The 23,981-nt window shown below is 72.1% G+C and carries 18 protein-coding genes; 10 read left to right on the top strand and 8 right to left on the bottom strand.

Annotated elements, in window-relative coordinates; all coding sequences use genetic code 11:
• Positions 1-29 precede the first annotated feature (29 nt).
• From AB0G59_RS09535 to speB, 3 genes are all read right to left on the bottom strand, one after another.
• Positions 30-3,878: an ABC transporter ATP-binding protein gene (locus AB0G59_RS09535; RefSeq protein ID WP_360909689.1), complete on the bottom strand. Its 3,849-nt coding sequence runs from the start codon at positions 3,876-3,878 to the stop codon at positions 30-32.
• Positions 3,879-4,016: 138 nt separating this feature from the next.
• Entirely contained in the window at positions 4,017-6,128 is a 2,112-nt protein-coding gene (gene kdpB / locus AB0G59_RS09530) for a potassium-transporting ATPase subunit KdpB (RefSeq protein WP_360909687.1), read from the bottom strand.
• A 242-nt stretch (positions 6,129-6,370) separates the two neighbouring features.
• The gene (gene speB, locus AB0G59_RS09525) at positions 6,371-7,342 is read right to left on the bottom strand and encodes an agmatinase (RefSeq protein WP_360909685.1); all 972 of its coding nucleotides are present in this window, start codon (positions 7,340-7,342) and stop codon (positions 6,371-6,373) included.
• A gap of 187 nt (positions 7,343-7,529) precedes the next feature.
• On the opposite strand from speB, the gene AB0G59_RS09520 reads away from it, so the two are divergent.
• A complete protein-coding gene (locus tag AB0G59_RS09520) occupies positions 7,530-8,312 on the top strand; it encodes a phosphatase (protein WP_360909683.1) in 783 nt (260 codons plus the stop codon).
• Between the two features lie 60 nt (positions 8,313-8,372).
• On the opposite strand, the gene AB0G59_RS09515 is transcribed toward AB0G59_RS09520, so the two are convergent.
• From AB0G59_RS09515 to AB0G59_RS09500, 4 genes are all read right to left on the bottom strand, one after another.
• Positions 8,373-8,624 (bottom strand): hypothetical protein, encoded by a 252-nt coding sequence (locus AB0G59_RS09515; RefSeq protein ID WP_360909681.1) that lies wholly within the window; start codon positions 8,622-8,624, stop codon positions 8,373-8,375.
• Between the two features lie 57 nt (positions 8,625-8,681).
• Positions 8,682-9,569, bottom strand: a complete 888-nt coding sequence (gene tesB / locus AB0G59_RS09510; protein WP_360909679.1) for an acyl-CoA thioesterase II — start codon at positions 9,567-9,569, stop codon at positions 8,682-8,684.
• A gap of 48 nt (positions 9,570-9,617) precedes the next feature.
• Complete coding sequence (locus tag AB0G59_RS09505) at positions 9,618-10,775, bottom strand: acyl-CoA dehydrogenase family protein (protein ID WP_360909677.1); 1,158 nt, start codon at positions 10,773-10,775, stop codon at positions 9,618-9,620.
• Between the two features lie 139 nt (positions 10,776-10,914).
• Positions 10,915-11,532, bottom strand: a complete 618-nt coding sequence (locus tag AB0G59_RS09500) for a TetR/AcrR family transcriptional regulator (protein ID WP_071965806.1) — start codon at positions 11,530-11,532, stop codon at positions 10,915-10,917.
• An 87-nt stretch (positions 11,533-11,619) separates the two neighbouring features.
• On the opposite strand from AB0G59_RS09500, the gene AB0G59_RS09495 reads away from it, so the two are divergent.
• The 7 genes from AB0G59_RS09495 to glmS all read left to right on the top strand — a co-directional run bounded on the left by AB0G59_RS09495 (position 11,620) and on the right by glmS (position 20,703).
• Positions 11,620-13,251, top strand: coding sequence for a carboxyl transferase domain-containing protein (locus AB0G59_RS09495; RefSeq protein ID WP_360909675.1), 1,632 nt, complete (start codon positions 11,620-11,622; stop codon positions 13,249-13,251).
• A gap of 8 nt (positions 13,252-13,259) precedes the next feature.
• The gene (locus AB0G59_RS09490) at positions 13,260-15,323 is read left to right on the top strand and encodes a biotin carboxylase N-terminal domain-containing protein (RefSeq protein WP_360909673.1); all 2,064 of its coding nucleotides are present in this window, start codon (positions 13,260-13,262) and stop codon (positions 15,321-15,323) included.
• A complete protein-coding gene (locus tag AB0G59_RS09485) occupies positions 15,320-16,258 on the top strand; it encodes a hydroxymethylglutaryl-CoA lyase (RefSeq protein WP_360909671.1) in 939 nt (312 codons plus the stop codon). Before AB0G59_RS09490 ends, AB0G59_RS09485 begins: the two co-directional genes overlap by 4 nt.
• 9 nt (positions 16,259-16,267) lie before the next feature.
• Positions 16,268-17,428, top strand: coding sequence for an acyl-CoA dehydrogenase family protein (locus tag AB0G59_RS09480; RefSeq protein WP_360910003.1), 1,161 nt, complete (start codon positions 16,268-16,270; stop codon positions 17,426-17,428).
• A 65-nt stretch (positions 17,429-17,493) separates the two neighbouring features.
• Positions 17,494-18,414 carry a DUF4429 domain-containing protein gene (locus AB0G59_RS09475; protein WP_360909669.1) on the top strand — a complete coding sequence of 307 codons (921 nt, stop codon included), beginning with the start codon at positions 17,494-17,496 and terminating at the stop codon, positions 18,412-18,414.
• Positions 18,415-18,510: 96 nt separating this feature from the next.
• Entirely contained in the window at positions 18,511-18,786 is a 276-nt protein-coding gene (locus AB0G59_RS09470; protein WP_071965213.1) for a hypothetical protein, read from the top strand.
• 102 nt (positions 18,787-18,888) lie between these two features.
• Positions 18,889-20,703 (top strand): glutamine--fructose-6-phosphate transaminase (isomerizing), encoded by a 1,815-nt coding sequence (gene glmS, locus AB0G59_RS09465; protein WP_360909667.1) that lies wholly within the window; start codon positions 18,889-18,891, stop codon positions 20,701-20,703.
• Positions 20,704-21,086: 383 nt separating this feature from the next.
• On the opposite strand, the gene AB0G59_RS09460 is transcribed toward glmS, so the two are convergent.
• Entirely contained in the window at positions 21,087-21,608 is a 522-nt protein-coding gene (locus AB0G59_RS09460) for a universal stress protein (protein WP_071965807.1), read from the bottom strand.
• A 334-nt stretch (positions 21,609-21,942) separates the two neighbouring features.
• On the opposite strand from AB0G59_RS09460, the gene AB0G59_RS09455 reads away from it, so the two are divergent.
• Positions 21,943-22,275: a hypothetical protein gene (locus AB0G59_RS09455; RefSeq protein WP_360909664.1), complete on the top strand. Its 333-nt coding sequence runs from the start codon at positions 21,943-21,945 to the stop codon at positions 22,273-22,275.
• Positions 22,276-22,643: 368 nt separating this feature from the next.
• Positions 22,644-23,981, top strand: coding sequence for a helix-turn-helix domain-containing protein (locus AB0G59_RS09450; protein WP_360909662.1), 1,338 nt, complete (start codon positions 22,644-22,646; stop codon positions 23,979-23,981).

Here is a 23,981-nt window from a genome sequence, read left to right as displayed (position 1 = left end):
CCGCTCAGCCTGCCAAGATCGTTCCTTGGTTAACCTACGGCACCCACCTGCCGGGCCGGAACAGTCGCACCCGTGAAAGTACGCCACAACCGCGCGTACCGCCCGTCGCTCGCCAGCAGTTCGTCGTGCGTCCCGTCCTCCACCACGCGGCCGCGGTCCAGGACCACCACCCGGTCGGCGCGGGCCGCCGTGGTCAGCCGGTGCGCCACCACCAGCGTGGTGCGCTTGCCGGCGAGCCGGTCGGTGGCCTGGTTGACCAGCGCCTCGGTGGCCAGGTCCAGCGCGGCCGTGGCCTCGTCCAGCAGCAGGATGTCCGGGTCGACGAGCTCGGCGCGGGCCAGGGCGATCAACTGCCGCTGTCCGGCGGAGAGGTTGCGGCCACGCTCGGTGACCGGGTGCAGATAGCCGCCGTCCAGTGTGGCGATCATCGCGTGCGCGCCCACCGCCCGGGCCGCCGCCTCGACCTCCGCGTCGCTCGCGTCGGCGCGCCCGTAGGCGATGGCGTCGCGCACCGTGCCGGGGAAGAGGTACGGCTCCTGGGGGACGACGCCGAGCCGGTGGCGGTAGCCGACCGGGTCCAGCTCGCGCAGGTCGTGGCCGTCGACCAGGACGGCCCCGGCGGTGGGGTCGTAGAACCGGGCGACCAGCTTCACCAGCGTGGACTTGCCCGCGCCGGTCTCGCCGACGAAGGCGACGGTCTGGCCGGCGGGGACCGTCAGCCGGATGCCGGAGAGCGCGGGCTCCTCGCCGTCGGAGCCGTAGTGGAACCGCACGTCGTCGAAGACGACCTCGCCGCTCAGCTCGCGGACCGGACGCGGCCGCTTCGCCACCGGCGTCGTCGTCGGCTCGCGCAGCAGGTCCTGCACCCGGCCGAGGGAGACCGTGGCCTGCTGGTAGCCGTCGAAGACCTGCGAGAGCTGCTGGACGGGCGCGAAGAACAGGTCGATGTAGAGCAGGTACGCCACCAGCGCACCCGCCGTCAGCGTGCCGTCGCTCACCCGGCCCGCGCCCACGATCAGCACCGCCGCCGCGGCGACGGACGAGAGCAGCTGGACGAACGGGAAGTACACCGATATCAGCCACTGGCCGCGCACCCGCGCCTGCCGGTAGGCGTCGCTGCGCGCGGCGAAGCGCCGGGCGCCGGCGCCCTCGCGGCGGAACGCCTGCACGATGCGCAGGCCGGCGACGCTCTCCTGCAGGTCGGCGTTGACCACGCCGACGCGCTCGCGGGCCAGTTCGTAGGCCTTGACGCTCTGCCTGCGGAAGTAGAACGTGCCCAGGACGAGCGGCGGCAGCGTGGCGAGGACGACCAGGGCCAGCTCGACGTCGATGACGAGGAGCGCGACGAGTATGCCGAAGAACGTCATGACGGAGACGACGGCCGTGACCAGGCCGGTCTGCAGGAACGTCGACATGGCGTCGACGTCCGTCGTCATCCGGGTCATGATCTTGCCGGTGAGCTCGCGCTCGTAGTAGTCCAGGCCGAGCCGCTGCAGCTGGGCGAAGATCTTCACGCGCAGCGCGTACAGCACGCGCTCGCCCGTCCGCCCGGTCATCCGCATCTCCCCGAACTGCGCGGCCCACTGGCCGAGCACGACGAGCAGCGCGAGGGCGGACGCCGCCCACACCGCGCCCAGGGCCATGCGCTGGACGCCCTGGTCGATGCCGTGCCGGATCAGTACGGGCAGCAGCAGGCCGGCGACCGCGTCGACGGCCACGAGCAGCAGGCTGACGAGCAGCGGCCCCCGGAACCCGCGCAGCAGCTGCCGCAGGCCGTAGGACTCCTCGGGCCGCGCGGAGAGCTCCTCGTCGACGTCCGGGGTGTCGTCGGCGGGCGGCAGGGCGTCCACCTTGGCGAGCAGCTCGGGCGTGGCCGGCATCCCGGCGAGGACGCCCTGGCCGTGCCCGGGAACCTCCGAGGTCTCCCTGCGCACCCACAGGGCGGGGGTGACGCCGTCGACGACGGTGCGGTCCACCGTGACGGGCGCGTGCGGGTCGGTCGCCGCCACGAGGTCCTGGTCGGGCGCCTCCCGCTCCACCAGGCCCGTGGCCGACGCCTCGCCGTCGAAGCCGCCCGCCAGGGCCGGCTGCGCGCCCGGGGTGAGCGCCCGGCCGGCGGGGTCCTTGGCCACGCCCGCCAGCTCCTCCGGGTCCGTGAGCAGCCGCCGGTACAGCGCGCACCGGCCCTGCAGCTCCTCGGCCGTGCCGATGTCGGCGAGCCGGCCGCCGTCCAGCACCGCGATCCGGTCGGCCAGCGCCAGCGTCGAGGCGCGGTGGGCGATCAGCAGCGTCGTACGGCCGGCCATGACGCCCCGCAGCGCCTCGTGGATCTCGTGCTCCACGCGGGCGTCGACCGCGGAGGTCGCGTCGTCCAGGAGCAGCAGCCGCGGGTCGGTCAGGATGGCCCGCGCGAGGGCGATGCGCTGGCGCTGGCCGCCGGAGAGGGTCAGGCCCTGTTCGCCGACCTTGGTGTCGTAGCCCTCGGGGAGGTCGCGGATGAAGCCGTCCGCCTGTGCGGCCCGGGCCGCCGCCCGGACCTGTTCGTCCGTCGCGTCGGGCAGGCCGTAGGCGATGTTGTCGCGGACGCTGTCGGAGAACAGGAAGCTGTCCTCGGGCACGAGTCCGATGGCCGCGCGCAGCGAGGGGAGCGTCAGCTCGCGCACGTCGTGGCCGCCGACGCGCACCGTGCCGGAGGTGACGTCGTAGAAGCGCGGCAGCAGCAGCGCCAGGGTCGACTTGCCGCTGCCGGAGGCGCCGACGACGGCCACCGTCTCACCGGGCTCGATGCGCAGCGAGAGGCCCTCGAGGACGGGGTGCTCGGGGTCGTAGCCGAAGCCGACGTCGTCGAACTCGACCGTTGCGGGGGCGTCCGCGGGAAGCTCGTGCGCCTGGTCGCGCTCCTTCACCACGGGCTCGGTGTCGATGAGCTCCAGGACGCGCTCGACGCCGGCGCGCGCCTGCTGGCCGACCGTCAGGACCATGGTCAGCATGCGCACGGGCCCGACGAGCTGCGCGAGGTAGGTCGAGAAGGCGACGAACGTGCCGAGCGTGACCTGGCCGCGCGTGGCCATCCAGCCGCCGAGCGCCAGCATGGCGACCTGTCCGAGCGCGGGCACGGCCTGCAGGGCGGGGGTGTAGCGGGAGTTGAGCCGGACCGTGCGCATCCGTCCGGCGAACAGCCTGCGGCTGACCTCGCGGAGCTTTCCGGCCTCCTGTGCCTCCTGCCCGAAGCCCTTGACGACGCGCACGCCCGTGACGGCGCCGTCCACGACGCCCGCGACGGCGGCGGCCTGGCCCTGGGCGTACCAGGTGGCGGGGAAGACCTTGGTGCGGCTGCGCTGGGCGAGGAACCAGATCGCCGGGGCGACGGCGAGCGCGACGACGGTGAGCAGCGGTGAGAGGACCGCCATCACGATGAGCGAGATGACGAAGAGGAGGATGTTGCCGATCATCATCGGCAGCATGAACAGCAGGCTCTGGATCAGCTGGAGGTCGCTGGTCGCCCGGCCCACGACCTGTCCGGTGGAGAGCTCGTCCTGCCGCTTGCCGTCGAGGCGGGCGATCGAGGCGTACATCTCGGTGCGCAGGTCGTGCTGGACGTCGAGCGCGAGCCGGCCGCCGTAGTAGCGCCGCACGTAGGTCAGCGCGTAGACCACGACCGCGGCGACGACCAGGAGGGTGGCCCAGGGGGCGAGGGGACGCTGACGGGAGCCTATGACGTCGTCGATGATCAGCTTGGGTATGAGGGGGACGAGCGCCATGACGGCCATGCCGGCGAGGGAGGATCCCAGCGCGAGCAGTACCGTGCGGCGGTACCGCCAGCAGTACGACGTGAGCCTCCTGGCCCACCCCTGACCGGTTGTTTCCGTCGCCGCCACCCGAGACCTCCCGCTGCCCCGCTCCCCTGTTCTGACGGAAGGCCCCAACGCCGCGGACTGCGGATTTCATCCCGCCGTTACGAAACGTCCTGGTCGGACGGGCGCCGGAGGGCGTGTCGGATCGGTGCGGGATCGGTGTCACATGCCCGGTACGTACTGGATCAGCAGGTCGATGATCTTGATGCCGATGAAGGGGGCGACGAGGCCGCCCAGCCCGTACAGGCTCAGGTTGCGGCGCAGCAGCGCGTGTGCGGAGGAGGGGGCGTAGCGGACGCCGCGCAGGGCCAGCGGGATCAGGGCGACGATGACGAGCGCGTTGAAGATGATCGCGGAGGCGATGGCCGAGGTCGAGCTGTGCAGGCCCATGACGTTGAGCTTCTCCAGGCCCTCGTAGCCGGCGACGCCGCCGAACATGGCGGGCACGATGGCGAAGTACTTGGCGACGTCGTTGCAGATGGAGAAGGTGGTCAGGGCGCCGCGGGTGATGAGCAGTTGCTTGCCCACCTCGACGATCTCGATGAGCTTGGTGGGGTTGGAGTCGAGGTCGACCATGTTCCCGGCCTCCTTGGCGGCCGAGGTGCCGGTGTTCATGGCGACGCCGACGTCGGCCTGGGCGAGGGCGGGGGCGTCGTTGGTGCCGTCGCCGGTCATGGCGACGAGGTTGCCGCCGGCCTGTTCCTCCTTGATGCGGGCCAGCTTCTGCTCGGGCGTGGCCTCGGCCAGATAGTCGTCGACGCCGGCCTCGGCGGCGATGGCCTTGGCGGTGAGCGGGTTGTCGCCGGTGACCATGACGGTCTTGATGCCCATGGCCCGCAGCTCGGCGAAGCGCTGGGCGATGCCGGGCTTGACGACGTCCTTGAGGTGGACCGCGCCCAGCACCCGGGGGCCGTCGGCGTCCTCGAGGGCGACCAGCAGCGGGGTGCCGCCGCCCGCCGCGATGGAGTCGGCGATCCAGCCGGCCTCGGCGGGGACGTGGCCGCCGCGCCGGGCGACCCAGTGGGTGACCGCGCTCGCCGCGCCCTTGCGGATGCGGCAGAAGTCGCCCTCGAAGGCGAAGTCGACGCCGCTCATCCGCGTCTCCGCCGTGAAGGGCACGAAGCGGCCGTGGGAGAGCTCGCCCTCGGCGCGTTCGATGCCGTACTGCTGCCCGGCGAGGGCGACGATGGAGCGGCCCTCGGGCGTCCCGTCCGCCAGCGACGACAGCTGGGCGGCGTCGGCCAGGAGCTCGGCGGGGACGCCCTGGACGGGCACGAAGGAGGCGGCCTGGCGGTTGCCGAGGGTGATGGTGCCGGTCTTGTCGAGAAGGAGCGTGTTGACGTCCCCGGCGGCCTCGACGGCACGGCCGGACAGGGCGAGGACGTTGCGCTGCACGAGGCGGTCCATGCCGGCGATGCCGATGGCGGACAGCAGGGCGCCGATGGTGGTCGGGATGAGGGTGACCAGCAGGGCGACCAGCACCGTGATGGTCTGCGGGGCGCCCGCCCAGGCGGCCATGGGCTGGAGCGAGACCACGGCCAGGATGAAGATCACCGTCAGCGAGGCCAGCAGGATGTTGAGGGCCAGCTCGTTGGGCGTCTTCTGCCGGCTGGTGCCCTCGACCAGGGCGATCATGCGGTCGAGGAAGGTGTTGCCGGGCCGCGAGGTGATCCGGACCACGATCCGGTCGGAGAGCACGGTGGTGCCGCCCGTGACGCCCGAGCGGTCGCCGCCGGGCTCGCGGATGACGGGCGCGGACTCGCCGGTGATCGCCGACTCGTCGATCGACGCGATGCCGTCGACGACCTCGCCGTCGCCGGGGACGATCCCGCCCGCCTCGACCACCACGAAGTCGTACGGCCGCAGGTCACCAGCCGGAACATGCTCCTCCGCCCAGTCCCGGCGGTCCATGCTCACCCGCCAGGTGCGCAGCCGGCGCGCGACGGTCGTGCTGCGCGTGCGGCGCAGCGTCTCGGCCTGGGCCTTGCCGCGGCCTTCGGCGACGGCCTCGGCGAGGTTGGCGAAGACGACGGTCAGCCAGAGCCAGACGCTGATGAGCCAGGTGAAGACGGACGGGTCGAGAAGCGCGGAGAGCGTGGTGAGGACGGCACCGGTCTCCACGACGAACAGCACCGGGTGCTTGACCATCACCCTCGGGTGCAGCTTGCGGACCGCCTCCGGGAAGGAGGCGATCAGCTGCTTGGGGTCGACGAGGCCGCCTGCGACCCGGCGGTGGCTGTGGCGGGTGCGGCGTTGCGGGGCACGATAGAGCACCCGCTCAGCCAACCGGCTCGGACACGAACCGTGATCGCGTCCTTACGGGCCCTTGTCGCCGGGGGCGTCTCGCCTTACGCGGTCTTTACGCCGGGCGGGCTCGATTCGAGCCCCCCCCGCGGGGGTTGTGCGCGGGGGCGGGGGGGGGGGCCCCCCCCAGTTTAGTGCCGGGGGGGGGGCGGTACGCGCCCCCCCGGGGGTTTTGTGGCGCGGGGGGGGGGGGGGCGCCCCCCCCGGATTGTTCAGGCGCGGGCGGCGGCGATCTGCCGCGACATGATCGTCGTCAGCTCGTACGCGGCGTGCGAGGCCGCCACGGACGTGATCTCGGCGTGGTCGTAGGCCGGGGCGACCTCGACCAGGTCCGCGGAGACCAGGTTGCAGGAGGACAGGCCGCGGATGATCTCCAGCAGCTCGCGGGAGGTCAGACCGCCCGCCTCCGGCGTGCCGGTGCCGGGCGCGTGGGCCGGGTCCAGGACGTCGATGTCGATGGAGATGTACAGCGGGCGGTCGCCGACGCGCTGGCGCAGCTGGTCGGCGATCTCGTCGACGCCACGACGCATGACGTCGGCGGAGGTGACGATGCCGAAGCCCATCTTCTCGTCGTCGGTGAGGTCCTTCTTGCCGTACAGCGGGCCGCGCGTGCCGACGTGGGAGAGCGCCTCGGTGTCGAGGATGCCCTCCTCGACGGCCCGGCGGAACGGCGTGCCGTGGGTGTACTCGGCGCCGAAGTAGGTGTCCCAGGTGTCCAGGTGCGCGTCGAAGTGCAGCAGGGCGACGGGGCCGTGCTTCTTGGCCACCGAGCGCAGCAGGGGCAGGGCGATGGTGTGGTCGCCGCCGAGGGTCATCATGCGGGCGCCGGTGCCGAGGAGGTCGTCCGCCGCGGCCTCGATCGTCTCGACGGCCTCGTCGATGTTGAACGGGTTCGCGGCGATGTCACCGGCGTCCGCGACCTGCGCCAGGGCGAAGGGCGACGCGTCCTGGGCCGGGTTGTACGGGCGCAGCAGGCGCGAGGCCTCGCGGATGGCGTTGCCGCCGAAGCGGGCGCCGGGGCGGTAGGAGACGCCGGTGTCGAAGGGCACGCCGACGACGGCGACGTCGGTGGTGCCGACCTCGTCGAGGCGGGGCAGCCGGGCGAAGGTCGCGGGGCCCGCGTAGCGGGGAATGCGGGAGGAGTCGACGGGGCCGCGCGGTTCACGGGGGGCGGGGGTGCTCATGCTGAAGGCCTCTCGGATCACGGACGGGGCGCCGACGGGTCACGTTCACGTCAACGTCGGAGCAGCGGCGATGGACGTACCCGAGGGTAGGCAGGGAGGCGGATTCCGCACATGTACGGAACTGAAGGGTCCGGCTTCGCCATATGGACATGGCGTCCATCGCGCACTCCAGGGGGAGAATGAGCCCATGCCGATACCACCCAGCCGTACCGAACTGATCGACCACCTCGTCCGTACGCGTATCGCGGGCCTCGTCGCCACTCCCCGCGAGAACAACCTCGACCACTACCGCAGGCTCGCGCAGGGCGACCGGCTGTACTGGCTGGGCCTGGAACTCGGCGACCGCTGGACGGACACCCAGGACGTCCTGGCCGTCATGGCGGAGCGCTGTGGCGTCAGCGACGACCTCGAGCACCGCGCGGGCCAGGACACGATCGACCCGGAGCTGACGGTGGCCGGCCTGGAGCGGATGGCCGCGTTCCTGCGCAAGGCGGCGGAGGGCGGGCAGCGGGTGCTGTTCGCCACCGGTCACCCGGGCGGCCTGCTGGACGTGCACCGCACGACGGCGGCCGCGCTGCGGGCGGCGGGGTGCGAGATCGTCTCGATCCCCAGTGGGCTGCGGGCGGACGACGGCTCGGTGTACCAGGTCGCCGACGTCGCGGTGTACGAGCGCGGCGCGACGCTGTGGCACACCCACTCCCCCGCGCCGATGGCCGCGATCCTCGACGGCCTGCAGCGCGAGGGCCGGCCGCTGCCGGACCTGGTGGTGGCCGACCACGGCTGGGCCGGCTGTGCGGCGCAGCGCGGCATCGACGCGGTGGGCTACGCCGACTCCAACGACCCGGCGCTCTTCCTCGGCGAGGCGGAGGGCACCCTGCAGGTGGCGGTGCCGCTGGACGACCACGTCCTGGACCCGCGCTTCTACGAGCCGATGACGGCGTACCTGCTGGACGCGGCGGGCCTGCTGTAACCGGGGCTCCGCCCCGGACCCCGGTCATAGCCGGACGGGCTGGATTTCCAGCCCGTCCGGCTATGGGTGAGAAGTCTCCGTCTGCGGGCGGCCGTTCCAGCCCCGGACGGCCAGCCAGGAGCCGCCGTACAGCACGGCGGCCTCGAAGGCCCGCAGGGCCAGCCCCGCCATCACCCGGGGGGCGCCGGTCATGTCGACGACCTCGGCGTGCCAGAAGAACGCGAGGACGATGCCGAGGAGGATGGCGGTGCAGCCCCCCGCTATCAGCATGCCTCTGAACGCCATCCCCATCGGCGCGGACGCGCGCGTCATTCCCGTTCCCCCCTACAGCTACTGACGGTTAATCACGAGAGTAGCGCGTCACCGTCGTCAGTCCCGCGGAACGCGTACGACCCCCTCCTGGATGACCGAAACCGCCAGCCGCCCGTCCGCGGTGAAGATCCGTCCCCTGGCGAGCCCCCGGCCGCCCTGGGCCGTGGGGCTCTCCTGGTCGTAGAGCAGCCATTCGTCGGCCCGGAAGGGGCGGTGGAACCACATGGCGTGGTCCAGGCTCGCCCCGACGACGTCGCCGACGGCCCAGCCGCCGCGCCCGTGGGCGAGCAGGACGGAGTCCAGGAGCGTCATGTCGGAGACGTAGGTGGCCAGGCAGATGTGCAGCAGCGGATCGTCCGCCAGTTTGCCGTTCGTGCGGAACCAAACCTGCGAGGTGGGCTCGCGCGGCTCGCCGATGCTGGCGAACGGCGGTGCGTCCACGTACCGCAGGTCGACCGCGCCCCGGGCCTCCAGGATCCGCTCGACGACGTCCGGCCCGCCGAGCAGTTCGGCGTGCTGGGCGAGCATCTCGGCCGGGGCGGGGAGGGTGAGCGGGTCCGGCGCGGCCGGCATGGGCTCCTGGTGCTCCAGCCCCTCCTCGTACGCCTGGAAGGACGCGGAGAGGTGGAAGATCGGCTGGCCGTGCTGGACGGCGACCACGCGCCGGGTGGTGAAGGAGCGGCCGTCGCGGATGCGGTCGACGGTGTAGACGATGGGCACCCGGGGGTCGCCGGGGCGCAGGAAGTAGGAGTGCAGGGAGTGGGCAAGGCGGTCGCCGGGGACGGTGCGTCCCGCGGCGACCAGTGCCTGAGCGGCCACCTGCCCGCCGAAGACCCGCGGCACGAGCACGGGCCGGCCGGTGGTGCCGCGGAAGATGTCCTTCTCGATGCGTTCGAGGTCGAGCAGACCGAGGAGGTCGTCCAGGGGGGTAAGAGGCTCGCTCATTGGCCGGTGGTCCTTACAGATGGTGGGGCGTGCGGGTGGGGCGGCGGATCACAGCCCCATCGACTTGGCGATGATCGAGCGCATGACCTCGCTCGTACCGCCGTAGATGCGGGTGACGCGGACGTCGGCGTACAGGCGGGCGATGGGGTACTCCATCATGTAGCCGTAGCCGCCGTGCAGTTGGAGACACTTGTCGATGACGACGGCCGCGCGCTCGGTGGTGAACAGCTTCGCGGAGGCGGCGTCGGCGGCGGTCAGTTCGCCCGCGTCGAGCGCGTCCAGGGCGCGGTCCACGACGGCCTGCATCGCGTCGACCTCCGACCGGCAGTCGGCCAGGACGAACTTGGTGTTCTGGAACGAGGCCACGCTCTGCCCGAAGACCGTGCGGTCCCGCACGTACTGGGTGGCGAACCGGAGGGCGGCGGCGGACTGCGCGTACGCGCTGACGGCGATGCCGAGACGTTCCTGCGGCAGGTTGTGGGTGAGGTACCCGAACGCCTTGCCCTCTTCGCCCAGCAGGTCCCGGGCGGGCACCTTGACGTCGGTGAAGGAGAGCTCGGCGGTGTCGGAGGCCTTCAGGCCGAGCTTCTCCAGCCTGCGGCCGACGGCGAAGCCCTCGGAGGCGGTGTCGACGACGAGGATGGAGATGCCGCCGCGGCGGTCCTCGGGGGTGGCGGGGGCGGTACGGGCGCAGACGAGCACCCGGTCGGCCTGGACGCCGCCGGTGATGAAGGTCTTGGCGCCGTTGAGGACGTAGTGCGTGCCGTCCTCGGAGAGCTGGGCGGTGGTCTTCATGCCGGCCAGGTCGGAGCCGGTGCCGGGCTCGGTCATGGCGATGGCGGTCATCATGTCGCCGGTGACGAAGGGGGGCAGCCAGCGCCGCTTCTGCTCGTCGTTCGCGTACTTCAGGAGATAGGGCAGGCAGAGGGCGGTGTGGACGCTGCTGCCGCCGAAGCTGACGCCGGCACGGGCGCACTCCTCGGTGATGACGGCCTGGAACTTGAAGGTGCGCTGACCGGCGCCGCCGTACTCCTCGGGCACCTCGATGCCGAGGACGCCGAGCTCGCCGAGCTTCTTGTAGAAGTCGCGCGGGACAAAGCCCGCCTCGCGCCAGGCGTCGTAGTGCGGCACGACCTCGGCGGCGATGAAGTCGCGGACGGTCTCCCGGAAAGCCTCGTGATCCTCGCTGAAGACGGTGCGGCGCATGGCGTCCCCTCCCGGCTGTGTAAGCGCTTGCTCAGCGAAGTTACCGGCCGGTCATCGAGACTGTCCAGATCCCGTTGGCGTGATCACGACGGTCCATGGGCGCGCCCGCCCGACCCCGGGCGGGCGCCGGGCGGCGCCCTCAGTCCGACAGGGCGCCCAGCGCCCCCAGGGCGAGGCGGCGCAGCAGGGCGGCGGTGGCGGCCCTGCTGGGGAGCGCGCCGGGGCGGCCGAGGTGCGGGGTGGAGTTGAGCAGCCCGAAGACGGCGTGGACGGCGGTGCGGGCCTCGGCCTCCGCGGCACCGGGGTGGAGCTTGCGGACCACGTCGACCCACAGCTCCACGTACTGGCGCTGCAGGGAGCGCACCAGCTTGCGGTCGCTGTCGCGGAGCTGGCCGAGCTCGCGGTCGTGCAGGGTGATGAGCGCGCGGTCGTCGAGGGCGAAGTCGATGTGCCCGTCGATGAGCGAGTCGAGCACGACGGCCGGCCCGGCGCCCGCCTCGGAGGCCTCGGCGACCCGCTTGCGGCCGCCGGCGAAGAGCCGTCCGCTGATGCCGACCAGCAGCTCCGCGAGCATCGCGTCCTTGCCCGCGAAGTGGCGGTAGAGGCCGGGACCGCTGATGCCGACCGCGGCCCCTATCTCGTCCACGCCGACGCCGTGGAAACCGCGCTCGGCGAAGAGCCGGGCGGCCTCCTGGAGGATCTGCTCGCGGCGGGTGGGGGCGGGAGCGGTGGGGGGCCGGGTCGCTGCGTCTTTCACGAAGGTAATTCTAGACAGCCGCGTTAGTGGTCGTTAACCTGAAGGAAAGTGTTAACGCTCATTAACCGAGCAAGGGAGCTCGAGTACATGCAGCAGGCACCGGTGCTGGGGAGCGCCGCAGATCCGGCGTCCGACGCCTGGCGGGCGAACGAGGCCGCGCACCGCGAGCTGTCCGCGCGGCTGCGCGAGAAGCTCGCCGCCGCACGGCTGGGCGGGGGCGAGGGCCCCCGCGCGCGGCACACCGCGCGCGGCAAGCTGCTGCCCCGGGACCGCGTCGACGCCCTGCTGGACCCCGGCTCGCCCTTCCTGGAGATCGCGCCGCTGGCCGCCGACGGGATGTACGGCGGGGCGGCGCCGGCCGCAGGCGTGATCGCCGGCATCGGCCGGGTCTCCGGCCGCGAGACGCTGATCGTCGCCAACGACGCCACGGTCAAGGGCGGCACGTACTACCCGATGACGGTCAAGAAGCATCTGCGCGCCCAGGAGATCGCGCTGGAGAACCGGCTCCCGTGCCTGTATCTCGTCGACTCCGGCGGCGCCTTCCTGCCCATGCAGGACGAGGTCTTCCCCGACCGCGAGCACTTCGGCCGGATCTTCTACAACCAGGCCCGGATGTCCGGCGCCGGCATCCCGCAGATCGCCGCCGTGCTCGGGTCCTGCACGGCCGGCGGCGCCTATGTGCCGGCGATGAGCGACGAGGCCGTGATCGTGCGCGGCCAGGGCACGATCTTCCTCGGCGGCCCGCCGCTGGTGAAGGCCGCCACGGGCGAGGTCGTCACGGCCGAGGAGCTGGGCGGCGGCGAGGTCCACTCCCGGGTCTCGGGCGTCACCGACCACCTCGCCGAGGACGACGCCCACGCCCTGCGGATCGTGCGGACCATCGTCTCCACGCTCCCCGGGCGCGGCCCCCTGCCCTGGTCCGTGGAGCCGGTGGAGGAGCCCAAGGCCGACCCCGCGGGGCTCTACGGCGCGGTGCCGGTCGACTCGCGGACCCCGTACGACGTGCGCGAGGTCATCGCCCGGATCGTCGACGGCTCGCGCTTCGCCGAGTTCAAGGCCGAGTTCGGGCAGACGCTGGTGACCGGCTTCGCGCGCATCCACGGCCACCCCGTGGGCATCGTCGCCAACAACGGCATCCTCTTCTCCGAATCCGCCCAGAAGGGCGCCCACTTCATCGAGCTGTGCGACCAGCGCGGCATACCGCTGCTCTTCCTGCAGAACATCTCCGGCTTCATGGTCGGCCGGCAGTACGAGGCGGGCGGCATCGCCAAGCACGGCGCCAAGATGGTCACGGCCGTCGCCTGCACCCGGGTCCCCAAGCTCACGGTCGTCGTCGGCGGCTCGTACGGCGCGGGCAACTACTCGATGTGCGGTCGCGCCTATTCACCGCGCTTTTTGTGGATGTGGCCCAACGCGAAGATCTCGGTGATGGGCGGCGAGCAGGCGGCCTCGGTCCTGGCCACCGTCAAGCGCGACCAGCTCGAGGCGCGCGGCGAGCAGTGGAGCGCGCAGGACGAGGACGCCTTCCGGGCCCCCATCCGCGAGCAGTACGAAACCCAGGGCAACGCCTATTACGCGACCGCGCGGCTGTGGGACGACGGCGTCATCGACCCCCTGGAGACCCGGCAGGTGCTGGGTCTGGCCCTGACCGCGTGCGCCAACGCGCCGCTGCCCCAAAGGGACCGCACGGCGCCCGGCTACGGCGTCTTCCGGATGTGAGGCGGAGCATGTTCGACACTGTCCTTGTCGCCAACCGAGGCGAGATCGCCGTACGGGTCATCCGTACGCTGCGCACGCTCGGCATCCGTTCCGTCGCCGTGTTCAGCGACGCCGACGCCGGTGCCCGGCACGTGCGCGAGGCCGACACCGCCGTCCGTATCGGCCCGGCGGCCGCCGCTGAGAGCTACCTGTCCATAGAACGGCTCCTGGACGCCGCGGCCCGCACCGGTGCGCAGGCCGTCCACCCCGGCTACGGCTTCCTCGCCGAGAACGCCGCCTTCGCCCGCGCCTGCACCGACGCCGGGCTCGCCTTCATCGGCCCGCCCGCCGCGGCGATCGAGCTGATGGGCGACAAGATCCGCGCCAAGGAGACGGTCCGGGCGGCGGGCGTGCCGGTCGTGCCCGGCTCGTCCGGCAGCGGCCTGAGCGACGCACAGCTCACCGAGGCCGCCCGGGAGATCGGGATGCCGGTGCTGCTCAAGCCCTCGGCGGGCGGCGGCGGCAAGGGCATGCGGCTCGTCCGCGACGAGGCGCTGCTCGCCGAGGAGATCGCCGCCGCGCGGCGCGAGGCGCGCGGCTCCTTCGGCGACGACACGCTGCTCGTCGAGCGGTGGGTCGACCGGCCCCGGCACATCGAGATCCAGGTGCTCGCCGACGGCCACGGCAACGTCATCCACCTCGGCGAGCGCGAGTGCTCGCTGCAGCGGCGCCACCAGAAGATCATCGAGGAGGCGCCGAGCGTCCTGCTGGACGAGGCCACCCGTGCGGCGATGGGCGAGGCCGCCGTCCAGGCCGCCCGCTCCTGCGGCTACACCGGGGCGGGCACGGTGGAGTTCATCGTCCCGGGCGACGACCCGGCCTCGTACTTCTTCATGGAGATGAACACCCGCCTGCAGGTCGAGCACCCGGTGACGGAGCTGATCACGGGCCTGGACCTGGTGGAGTGGCAGGTCCGGGTGGCCGCGGCCGAGGTGCTGGGCCCCACCCAGGCGGAGGTGACCCTGACCGGTCACGCCGTGGAGGCCCGCATCTGCGCGGAGACGGCGCGGGTCAGCGGTGACCGGGTGGACTTCCTGCCGTCGGCGGGCACGGTGCGGGCGCTGCGCGAGCCGGCCGGTGAGGGGGTGCGCGTCGATTCGGGGCTCTTCGAGGGCGCCGAGGTCGGCACGTCCTACGACCCGATGCTCGCGAAGGTGATCGCGCACGGCCCCGACCGGGCCACCGCCCTGCGCCGCCTGCGGGCGGCCCTCGCGGAGACGGTCGTGCTGGGCGTCGACACCAACGCCGGCTTCCTGCGCAGGCTGCTGGCGCACCCGGACGTGGTGGCGGGCGACCTGGACACGGGACTGGTGGACCGGGACGCGGCGTCCCTGGTGCCGACGGAGGTGCCGGACGAGGTGTACGCGGCGGGTGCGTTGCTCCGGCAGCGCCGCCGCTCCCCCGACCCCGCCCCCTCCCCCGCCTGGGTGGACCCCTTCTCGCTCCCCACCGGCTGGCGCCTGGGCGGCACCCCCGCCTGGGCGGCCCACCACTTCCGCGTACCGGGGCACACCCCGGTGACGGTGCGCGTGCGCGGCGAGCTGTCCGACGCGGAGCTCCTGCTGCCGCCGCCGGGAGAGGGTGCGGCAGGCTCCGCCGACGCGGCACCCCGCAGCGCGAAGCTGCTGCCCGCCCAGGGGGCCGGGGAGCGGCTCACGCTCGACCTCGACGGCCGCACCCACGCCTTCACCGCCGCCCCCGGCCCGGAGGGCACCTGGCTCGCCCGCGACGGCGACACCTGGCACCTGACCGACCACGACCCCGTCGACGCCGGCGGCGGCACCGCCGCCGCCCACGCGGGCGCCCTCACCGCCCCCATGCCCGGCACGGTCACCGTCGTCAAGGCGGCCGTCGGGGACGAGGTCGCGGCCGGGCAGAGCCTGCTGGTCGTCGAGGCGATGAAGATGGAGCACGTCATCGCCGCCCCGCACGCCGGCACCGTCACCGAGCTCGACGTGAGCGCCGGTGCCACCGTGGCGATGGACCAGGTCCTGGCCGTCGTCACCCCGGCCCCGCCCCTGGAGGAGTCATGACCGGCCGACTGCCCATGGTCGTGCCCGACCCGGCCCTGCCCACCCACGTCCGCATCCACGAGGTGGGCCCCCGCGACGGCCTGCAGAACGAGAAGACGGTCGTGCCCGTCGAGGTGAAGGCGGAGTTCATCCGCCGCCTCGCCGCGGCGGGCCTGTCCACCGTCGAGGCCACGAGCTTCGTGCACCCCAAGTGGGTGCCCCAGCTGGCCGACGCCGAGCAGCTGATGCCGCTGCTCGACGGCGTCGGGGCCCGCCTGCCCGTGCTGGTGCCCAACGCGCGGGGCCTGGAGCGCGCCCTCGCGCTCGGCGTCCGCGAGGTCGCCGTCTTCGGCAGCGCGACGGAGTCGTTCGCCAAGGCCAATCTCAACCGCACGGTCGCCGAGTCGCTGGAGATGTTCGCCCCGGTCGTCGAGACGGCCCGCGAGGCGGGGCTGCGGGTGCGCGGCTATCTCTCGATGTGCTTCGGCGACCCCTGGGAGGGCCCCGTCCCCATCGAGCAGACCGTCCGCGTCAGCCGCCGCCTGCTCGACCTCGGCTGCGACGAGCTCAGCCTCGGCGACACCATCGGCGTTGCCACTCCCGGCCACGTCGCCGCCCTGCTGGCCGCGCTGGACGAGGCCGGGGTGGCCGCCGGGCGCCTCGCGGTGCACTTCCACGACACCTACGGCCAGGCCCTCGCCAACACCCTCGCCGCCCTGCGGCACGGCGTGACCACAGTCGACGCCTCCGCCGGCGGCCTCGGAGGCTGCCCGTACGCGAAGAGCGCGACCGGCAATCTCGCGACCGAGGACCTGGTGTGGATGCTCGACGGACTCGGCATCACCACCGGGGTTGATCTTGGTCTCCTGTCCGCCACTAGCGTGTGGATGGCCGGCCGGCTCGGCCGGCCGAGCCCGTCCCGCACTGTTCGTGCCCTCTCCCACCAGGAGTCCTGAACCATGTCGTTGGACCACCGCCTCACCCCCGAGCACGAGGAACTCCGCCGCACCGTGGAGGAGTTCGCACACGACGTCGTCGCCCCGAAGATCGGCGACTTCTACGAGCGTCATGAGTTCCCGTACGAAATCGTGCGGGAGATGGGCCGCATGGGGCTGTTCGGGCTGCCGTTCCCCGAGGAGTACGGCGGCATGGGCGGGGACTATCTCGCCCTCGGCCTCGTCCTCGAGGAGCTCGCCCGGGTGGACTCCTCCGTGGCGATCACCCTGGAGGCGGGCGTCTCGCTGGGCGCGATGCCCATCTACCGCTTCGGCACGGAGGAGCAGAAGCGCGAGTGGCTGCCGCGGCTCTGCTCCGGCGAGATGCTGGGCGCCTTCGGCCTGACCGAGCCCGACGGCGGCTCCGACGCGGGCGCCACCCGCACCACCGCGCGCCTGGACGAGGCCACGGGCGAGTGGGTGATCAACGGCACCAAGTGCTTCATCACCAACTCCGGCACGACCATCACGGGCCTGGTCACCGTCACCGCCGTCACCGGCCGCAAGGAGGACGGCAAGCCGCTGATCTCCTCGATCATCGTGCCCTCGGGCACGCCCGGCTTCACGGTCGCGGCCCCCTACTCCAAGGTCGGCTGGAACGCCTCGGACACCCGCGAGCTGTCCTTCTCCGACGTCCGGGTGCCGGCGGCCAACCTGCTGGGCGAGCAGGGCCGCGGGTACGCCCAGTTCCTGCGGATACTCGACGAGGGCCGGATCGCGATCTCGGCGCTGGCCACGGGCCTGGCCCAGGGCTGCGTCGACGAGTCGGTCGCCTACGCGAAGACCCGCGAGGCCTTCGGCCGGCCGATCGGCAGCAACCAGGCCATCCAGTTCAAGATCGCCGACATGGAGATGCGGGCCCACACCGCCCGCGTCGCCTGGCGCGACGCGGCCTCCCGCCTGGTGCACGGCGAGCCGTTCAAGAAGCAGGCGGCGCTGGCCAAGCTCTACTCCTCCGAGATCGCGGTCACCAACGCCCGCGAGGCCACCCAGATCCACGGCGGCTACGGCTTCATGAACGAGTACCCCGTGGCCCGGATGTGGCGCGACTCCAAGATCCTGGAGATCGGCGAGGGCACCAGCGAGGTCCAGCGGATGCTCATCGCCCGCGAGCTCGGCCTCACGGACTGAACGCGGCGCGGGGCCGCCCGCCGGACGGCCCCGCGGAACAAGATCAACCTGAGAGAATCCCGTCCATGGCTGAGATCCTCCAGACGGATGGCACATGGGCATTCGACGGCGGCACGATACGCATCGTGCCCGGCCGGGAGCGCGGGGTGCACCTGCTCCGCCAGACCCTCGGTGAGCTGGCCGTCCCGCTGACGGCCGTGGCGGGCATCGCCTTCGAGCCCGGTCGCAAGAGCGGCCGGCTCCGGCTGCGGCTGCGCGACGGCGCCGACCCCCTCTCCCAGGTCACCCGCGGACGGCTGTCGGAAGCCGCCGATCCGTATCAGCTGACCGTCGATCCGGACCGCGCGGGCGTCGCGGAGTACTTCGTGGACGAGGTGCGCAACGCCCTCCTGCTGGAGCAGGTCCCCTCCGGCCCCACCGACCGCTATCTGCTGCCGGGTCCCGCCCTTCCGCTGTCGGTGGGCGCCGGGGACGGGACGGCCTCGTTCGACGGCGAGCGGGTGCGGCTGGAATGGAACTGGAAGACGGAGGAAGGGAAGAAGTCGGCCGGTACGCGCATGCTGCCCCTGCGGGACATCTCCTCGGTGGAGTGGCAGCCCTCGGTCGGCCTGGAGAACGGCTACCTCCGCTTCGCCCTCCCCCAGGTGCCGACCAGCGCCCCGCCCAAGCACGATCCGCACGCGATCGAGCTCTACGGCTTCAAGAAGGACCCCCTGATGGCGCTGGTGGCGGCCGCCGTCGTGGCCCGGCTGCCGCACCCGGCCGCCCCCGACCGCGCCCCCAAGGCCCTCCACGGCCCCGGCCACAGCCCGGCCGCCGTCCCGCCGGAAGGCGCCGCCGAGGCGGCCCCGGCGGCGCCCTCGGGCGGCGACGATCACGACGCCCTGCTGCGCCGGCTGCGCGAGCTGGGCGAGCTGCACCGCGCGGGCGTCCTCACCGACGAGGAGTTCACCGCCGCGAAACAGGCCATCCTGCGTCGTTTCTAGGCGTTTCCCCACGATTCACATCACATTCGCTAGCACTCCTGCCCGAAATCGGGCAGGATTCTTGCGAAAGGCACTCGTTGCCCTCAGTATCGACGGGTGCTCGAACGCCGCATGTCACACGACGACCTGGTCGACCACCTGGTGCGCAGCACGCCGCTACAGCGCGGCGAGGCAGCCCGGGTGGTGCTCGACGTGCTGGCGTACTTCGACGAGACGGCCGAGGAATTCGTCCGCAGACGCCACCGCGAGCTCCAGTCCGGCGGACTGAACAACGCGGAGATCTTCGAGCGGATCGCGGCCGAGCTGCCGCACCGCGCGGTGGCGCCACCACAGCTTTCACTGCGGCAGCTGCGCCGCATCGTCTACGGCTGACCGGCCGGGACGACCTCGACGGGTGAGGCGGCCCGCACGCCGCTCCACCGCCACCGTCGTCGCCTTCGGGCACCCCTGAACATCTACCTGGGAGGGTCACCTATGTGCGGAATCGTCGGATACATCGGCAAGCGTGATGTCGCGCCGCTGCTGCTCGAGGGCCTGCAGCGCCTGGAGTACCGCGGCTACGACTCCGCCGGCATCGCCCTGCACGGCAAGACCGGTGGCCTGAAGTCCGCCAAGGCCAAGGGCCGCGTCCGCGAGCTGGAGTCCCGCCTACCCAAGCGCTTCGCGGGCACCACGGGCATCGCCCACACCCGCTGGGCCACCCACGGCGCGCCGAACGACGTCAACGCCCACCCGCACCTGGACGCCGAGGAGAAGGTCGCCGTCGTCCACAACGGCATCATCGACAACGCCTCCGACCTGCGTGCCAAGCTGACGGCCGAGGGCTTCGTCTTCGTCTCCGACACCGACACCGAGGTCCTCGCCCACCTCATCGCCCGTTCCGAGGCCGGAACGCTCGAGGAGAAGGTCCGCGAGGCCGTCAAGCACATCGAGGGCACGTACGGCATCGCCGTGCTGCACGCCGACTTCCCGGACCGCATCGTCGTCGCCCGCAACGGCTCCCCGGTCGTCCTGGGCATAGGCGAGAAGGAGATGTTCGTCTCCTCCGACGTCGCCGCGCTGGTCAGCCACACCCGCCAGGTCGTCACCCTCGACGACGGCGAGATGGCCACCCTCCGGGCCGACGACTACCGCACGTACACCACCGAGGGCTCCTCCACCTCGGCCCAGCCGACCACCGTCGAGTGGGAGGCCGAGTCGTACGACATGGGCGGCCACGACACGTACATGCACAAGGAGATCCACGAGCAGGCCGACGCCGTGGACCGCGCCCTGCGCGGCCGCATCGACGACCGCTTCTCCACCGTGCACCTGGGCGGCCTGAACCTCGACGCCCGCGACGCCCGCGCCGTGCGCCGGGTGAAGATCCTCGGCTGCGGCACCTCGTACCACGCCGGCCAGATCGGCGCCCAGATGATCGAGGAGCTGGCCCGTATCCCCGCGGACGCCGAGCCGGCCTCCGAGTTCCGCTACCGCAACCCGGTCGTGGACCCCGACACCCTCTACATCGCCGTCTCCCAGTCCGGTGAGACCTACGACGTGCTCGCCGCCGTCCAGGAGCTCAAGCGCAAGGGCGCCCGCGTCCTGGGCCTGGTCAACGTGGTCGGTTCCGCGATCGCCCGCGAGACCGACGGTGGCATCTACGTCCACGCCGGCCCCGAGGTCTGCGTCGTCTCCACCAAGTGCTTCACCAACATGGTGGTCTCCTTCGGCCTGCTCGCCCTGCACCTGGGCCGCACCCGCGACCTGTCCGTCGCGGACGGCAAGCGGATCATCGAGGGCCTGCGCAAGCTCCCCGGCCAGATCGAGGAGATCCTGGCGAACGAGGCGCAGATCGAAGAGCTGGCCAAGGAGTACGCCGAGGCCAAGTCGATGATGTTCATCGGCCGCGTCCGGGGCTACCCGGTGGCCCGTGAGGCCTCGCTGAAGCTCAAGGAGGTCTCGTACATCCACGCCGAGGCCTACCCGGCCTCCGAGCTCAAGCACGGTCCGCTGGCGCTCATCGAGCCCGCGATGCCGACCGTCGCGATCGTCCCGAACGACGAGCTGCTGGAGAAGAACCGCGCCGCGCTCGAGGAGATCAAGGCCCGTAGCGGCCGCATCCTCGCCGTCGCGCACCAGGAGCAGGAGAAGGCCGACCACACGATCGTCGTGCCGAAGAACGAGGACGAGCTGGACGCGATCCTCATGGGCATCCCGCTGCAGCTCTTCGCCTACTACACGGCGAAGGCCATGGGCCGCGACATCGACAAGCCGCGCAACCTGGCGAAGTCCGTCACGGTCGAGTGACCTGGGGGGCTCATTACGGGAGCGGCCTGTCCCCGCAACCATGAATTGAGCAACCCCGGCGGCGAGCAACCACCTCCGCGAGAGCGGCGGCGGTTTAGCCGCAAAAAAGGGACGGCTCTCTCCGCGCGTGCCACCACGCGCGCGGAGAGAGCCGCCTCCCCTGTGCCGGCGCCGCCCTCGCGCCGGCGTGATGCCGCCGGTCCCGGGAACCGTCACCTCCCGTCCGGCAGCACGACAGCGTCGTGTGCCGGAGTTTTACCCGCCTCCAGGGCGCCATCCACCTCTACGCGCGAGTAGATTTCGCGGACTGTCAAGCCGGTCGCGGCGCCAACCCCGTTTCGGCGCAAGCGCGTTGACGTTCGACCGGGGCGTGTCGAGGCGCCCTACGGGATGACGACCACCGGTCGCTGCGCCCGGCGCGCCAGCCGCCCGGCCACCGAGCCGAAGATCCGCCCGACCAGACCGTGTGTGGAGCCGACCACGATCGCGTCGGCGGCGTACTCCCGCCCGACTTCTTCGAGTTCGTGGCAGATGTCCCCACCGCGTTCCACCAGAATCCATGGCACTTCGGACAAATAGTCCGCGCAGGCGAGCTCCAGGCCCAGCACCTCGGTGCGGTGATCGGGTACGTCCACGAAGACCGGCGGTTCACAGCCCGCCCAGACGGTCGTCGGCAGCCGGTTGGCCACATGGACGATGATCAGGCCCGAGCCCGAGCGCCGGGCCATTCCGATTGCATACGCAAGCGCTCGTTCGCTCGACATGGAACCGTCGAAGCCCACCACGACGCCGTGCTGGAACGCCGGATCGCAGGAATGACGTGTTTCTTCCGCCGCTTCGGGATGCGCTGTCTGATCGGCGATCCGCTTGCGGTCCGCGGGTTCGGAGAATTCGTGACCGGCCATCGGTGTCTCGGCGAAGGATGCCTCTTGTCGAGGGGAACGGCGGTGGACTGGTTGGAGTTGTCGTGGGGTGCGCCCGACGATGGATCATGGACGGCGAAATCCGTCCGGGATTCATCTTTTCAAGGGCTTACCCCCCAGGGTACGGCGACACTCGCCGCCTGCCCAGAGGCTGCCCGGCGGGCCGACGGCCCCGTGGACGTTCCCCGGAGCATGCACGAGCGCGGCGCGTAGCGCAATGGCCCCGGCTCCGCCCCCCACCGCTCCCCGCCCAGTGACCCCTGCCCCCGGCTCGCCGTTGTAATACCGCCAGCAGCCGCCAGCAGGGAGCCGTTCCGTGCCCGGAACCCGTGATTACGCCCGCGAGGACGCCGCCGAGGGGGCGTCCCCCGATCCGGTGAGCGACGTGGTCCGCTGGGCGGCCTTCAGCTGCGCCCTGGTCCCGGTCGTCCTGCTGATGTGCGGTCAGTCCTTCGGCGGCGCGGCCGGCACCGCGGCCGGTCTGGTGGCCCTCACCTGCGCCTGCCACGCCCTCCTGCGCCAGTCCGCGCGCAGCGCCGCCCGGGCCGTGGCGGAGCAGTCGATTCCGCACCGCGGGAGGCATGGCCGGACGGGCGGCGGAAGCCACCGCGGGGCTCGCCATCCAGGCTCCGGCACCCCCCTCGACTGACCCCCTCGCACGCCTGGACCCATATGTTTTCGGCCAAGTTCAGGCCGAACTTCATACCTTGGCCGGAGGCCCCTCCAACAGCCGGTCGACCAGCAAGGAAAGCACCGTGGAGGGCGGTTGCCGCCTACGGACAGTGGGCATGGGCGAGAGGCGTACTTTTCACCGGAGCCTGCAAGTGCAACGCTTCGTGATCGAACGCTTCGCGCCAAGTTGTCATGTCGACTTAGAGGCGGGTGGTGAACTGGTCACCGCGTCTCCAAGTGACGCAGTAGATTCGATCTTGGCCATGACCGGCGGGGGAACCGTTCAGGACCGAGGGGAAACGTGCAGGACCGAGAGGACTCGACCGCCGAGGGGGGCTTAGCGCCATGAGCCAGGACTCCACGACCGTACCGGAGGCCGCGCGCAAGCTCTCCGGACGCCGCCGCCGGGAGATCGTCGCCGTACTTCTTTTCAGCGGCGGCCCCATCTTCGAAAGCTCCATCCCGCTCTCCGTGTTCGGAATCGACCGACAGGACGCAGGAGTTCCCCGCTACCGATTGCTGGTGTGCGCGGGCGAAGATGTGCCATTGCGAACAACCGGCGGCCTGGAATTGACCGCACCGTACGGCCTGGAGGCGCTCTCCAGGGCCGGCACCGTCGTCGTACCGGCCTGGCGGTCGATCACACAACCGCCACCGGCCGCCGCGCTCGACGCGCTGCGCCGGGCCCATGAAGAGGGCGCCCGCATCGTCGGACTGTGCACCGGGGCCTTTGTACTGGCCGCCGCGGGCCTGCTCGACGGCAGGCCCGCCACCACCCACTGGATGTACGCGCCCACGCTCGCCAAGCGCTATCCGTCGGTCCACGTGGACCCGCGGGAGCTCTTCGTGGACGACGGCGACGTACTGACGTCCGCGGGCACCGCGGCAGGCATCGACCTGTGCCTGCACATCGTCCGCACCGACCACGGCGCCGACGCCGCGGGGGCCCTGGCCCGCCGCCTCGTCGTACCGCCGCGCCGCACCGGCGGACAGGAGCGCTACCTCGACAGGTCTTTACCGGAGGAGATCGGCGCCGACCCGCTGGCCGAGGTCGTCGCCTGGGCGCTGGAGCACCTCCACGAGCAGTTCGACGTGGAGACCCTGGCCGCCCGCGCGTACATGAGCCGTCGCACCTTCGACCGGCGGTTCCGTTCGCTCACCGGGAGTGCCCCGCTGCAGTGGCTGATCACTCAGCGGGTCCTCCAGGCGCAGCGGCTCCTGGAGACCTCGGACTATTCCGTGGACGAGGTCGCCGGGCGCTGCGGCTTCCGCTCGCCGGTGGCCCTGCGCGGCCACTTCCGGCGGCAGCTGGGGTCCTCCCCCGCCGCCTACCGGGCCGCCTACCGGGCACGCCGGCCGCAGAGCGGCCCGGTGGACCGGCCGGAGCGGGGCGAGAGGGCGGAGCGTGCGGAGCGGAGCGAGAGGTTCGACCGGCCCGAGCCGGTCGAGCCCCGGTCCGGGGAGACGCTCATGTCGATGCGGCGTACGGCCATGGCCCCCGCCCATGCGGTGACGGGCGCGCCCTTGGGCGCTCCTTCACCTCATAGCGGACACAGCGGCCATATCGCCCATATGCCGGGTCATGGTGGCGGTCCGGGGATCAATGCCCCGGATCCGGGCAAGCCGGATTCCGACCTCTACGCCCCACGCCTGCCCGGTCAGCGGGAACGCCCCGTAGGGTGA

The sequence above is a fragment of the Streptomyces sp. NPDC021096 genome, from assembly GCF_040641275.1.
Taxonomy (GTDB): domain Bacteria; phylum Actinomycetota; class Actinomycetes; order Streptomycetales; family Streptomycetaceae; genus Streptomyces.
This window is presented reverse-complemented; position numbering and strand designations above follow the sequence as displayed.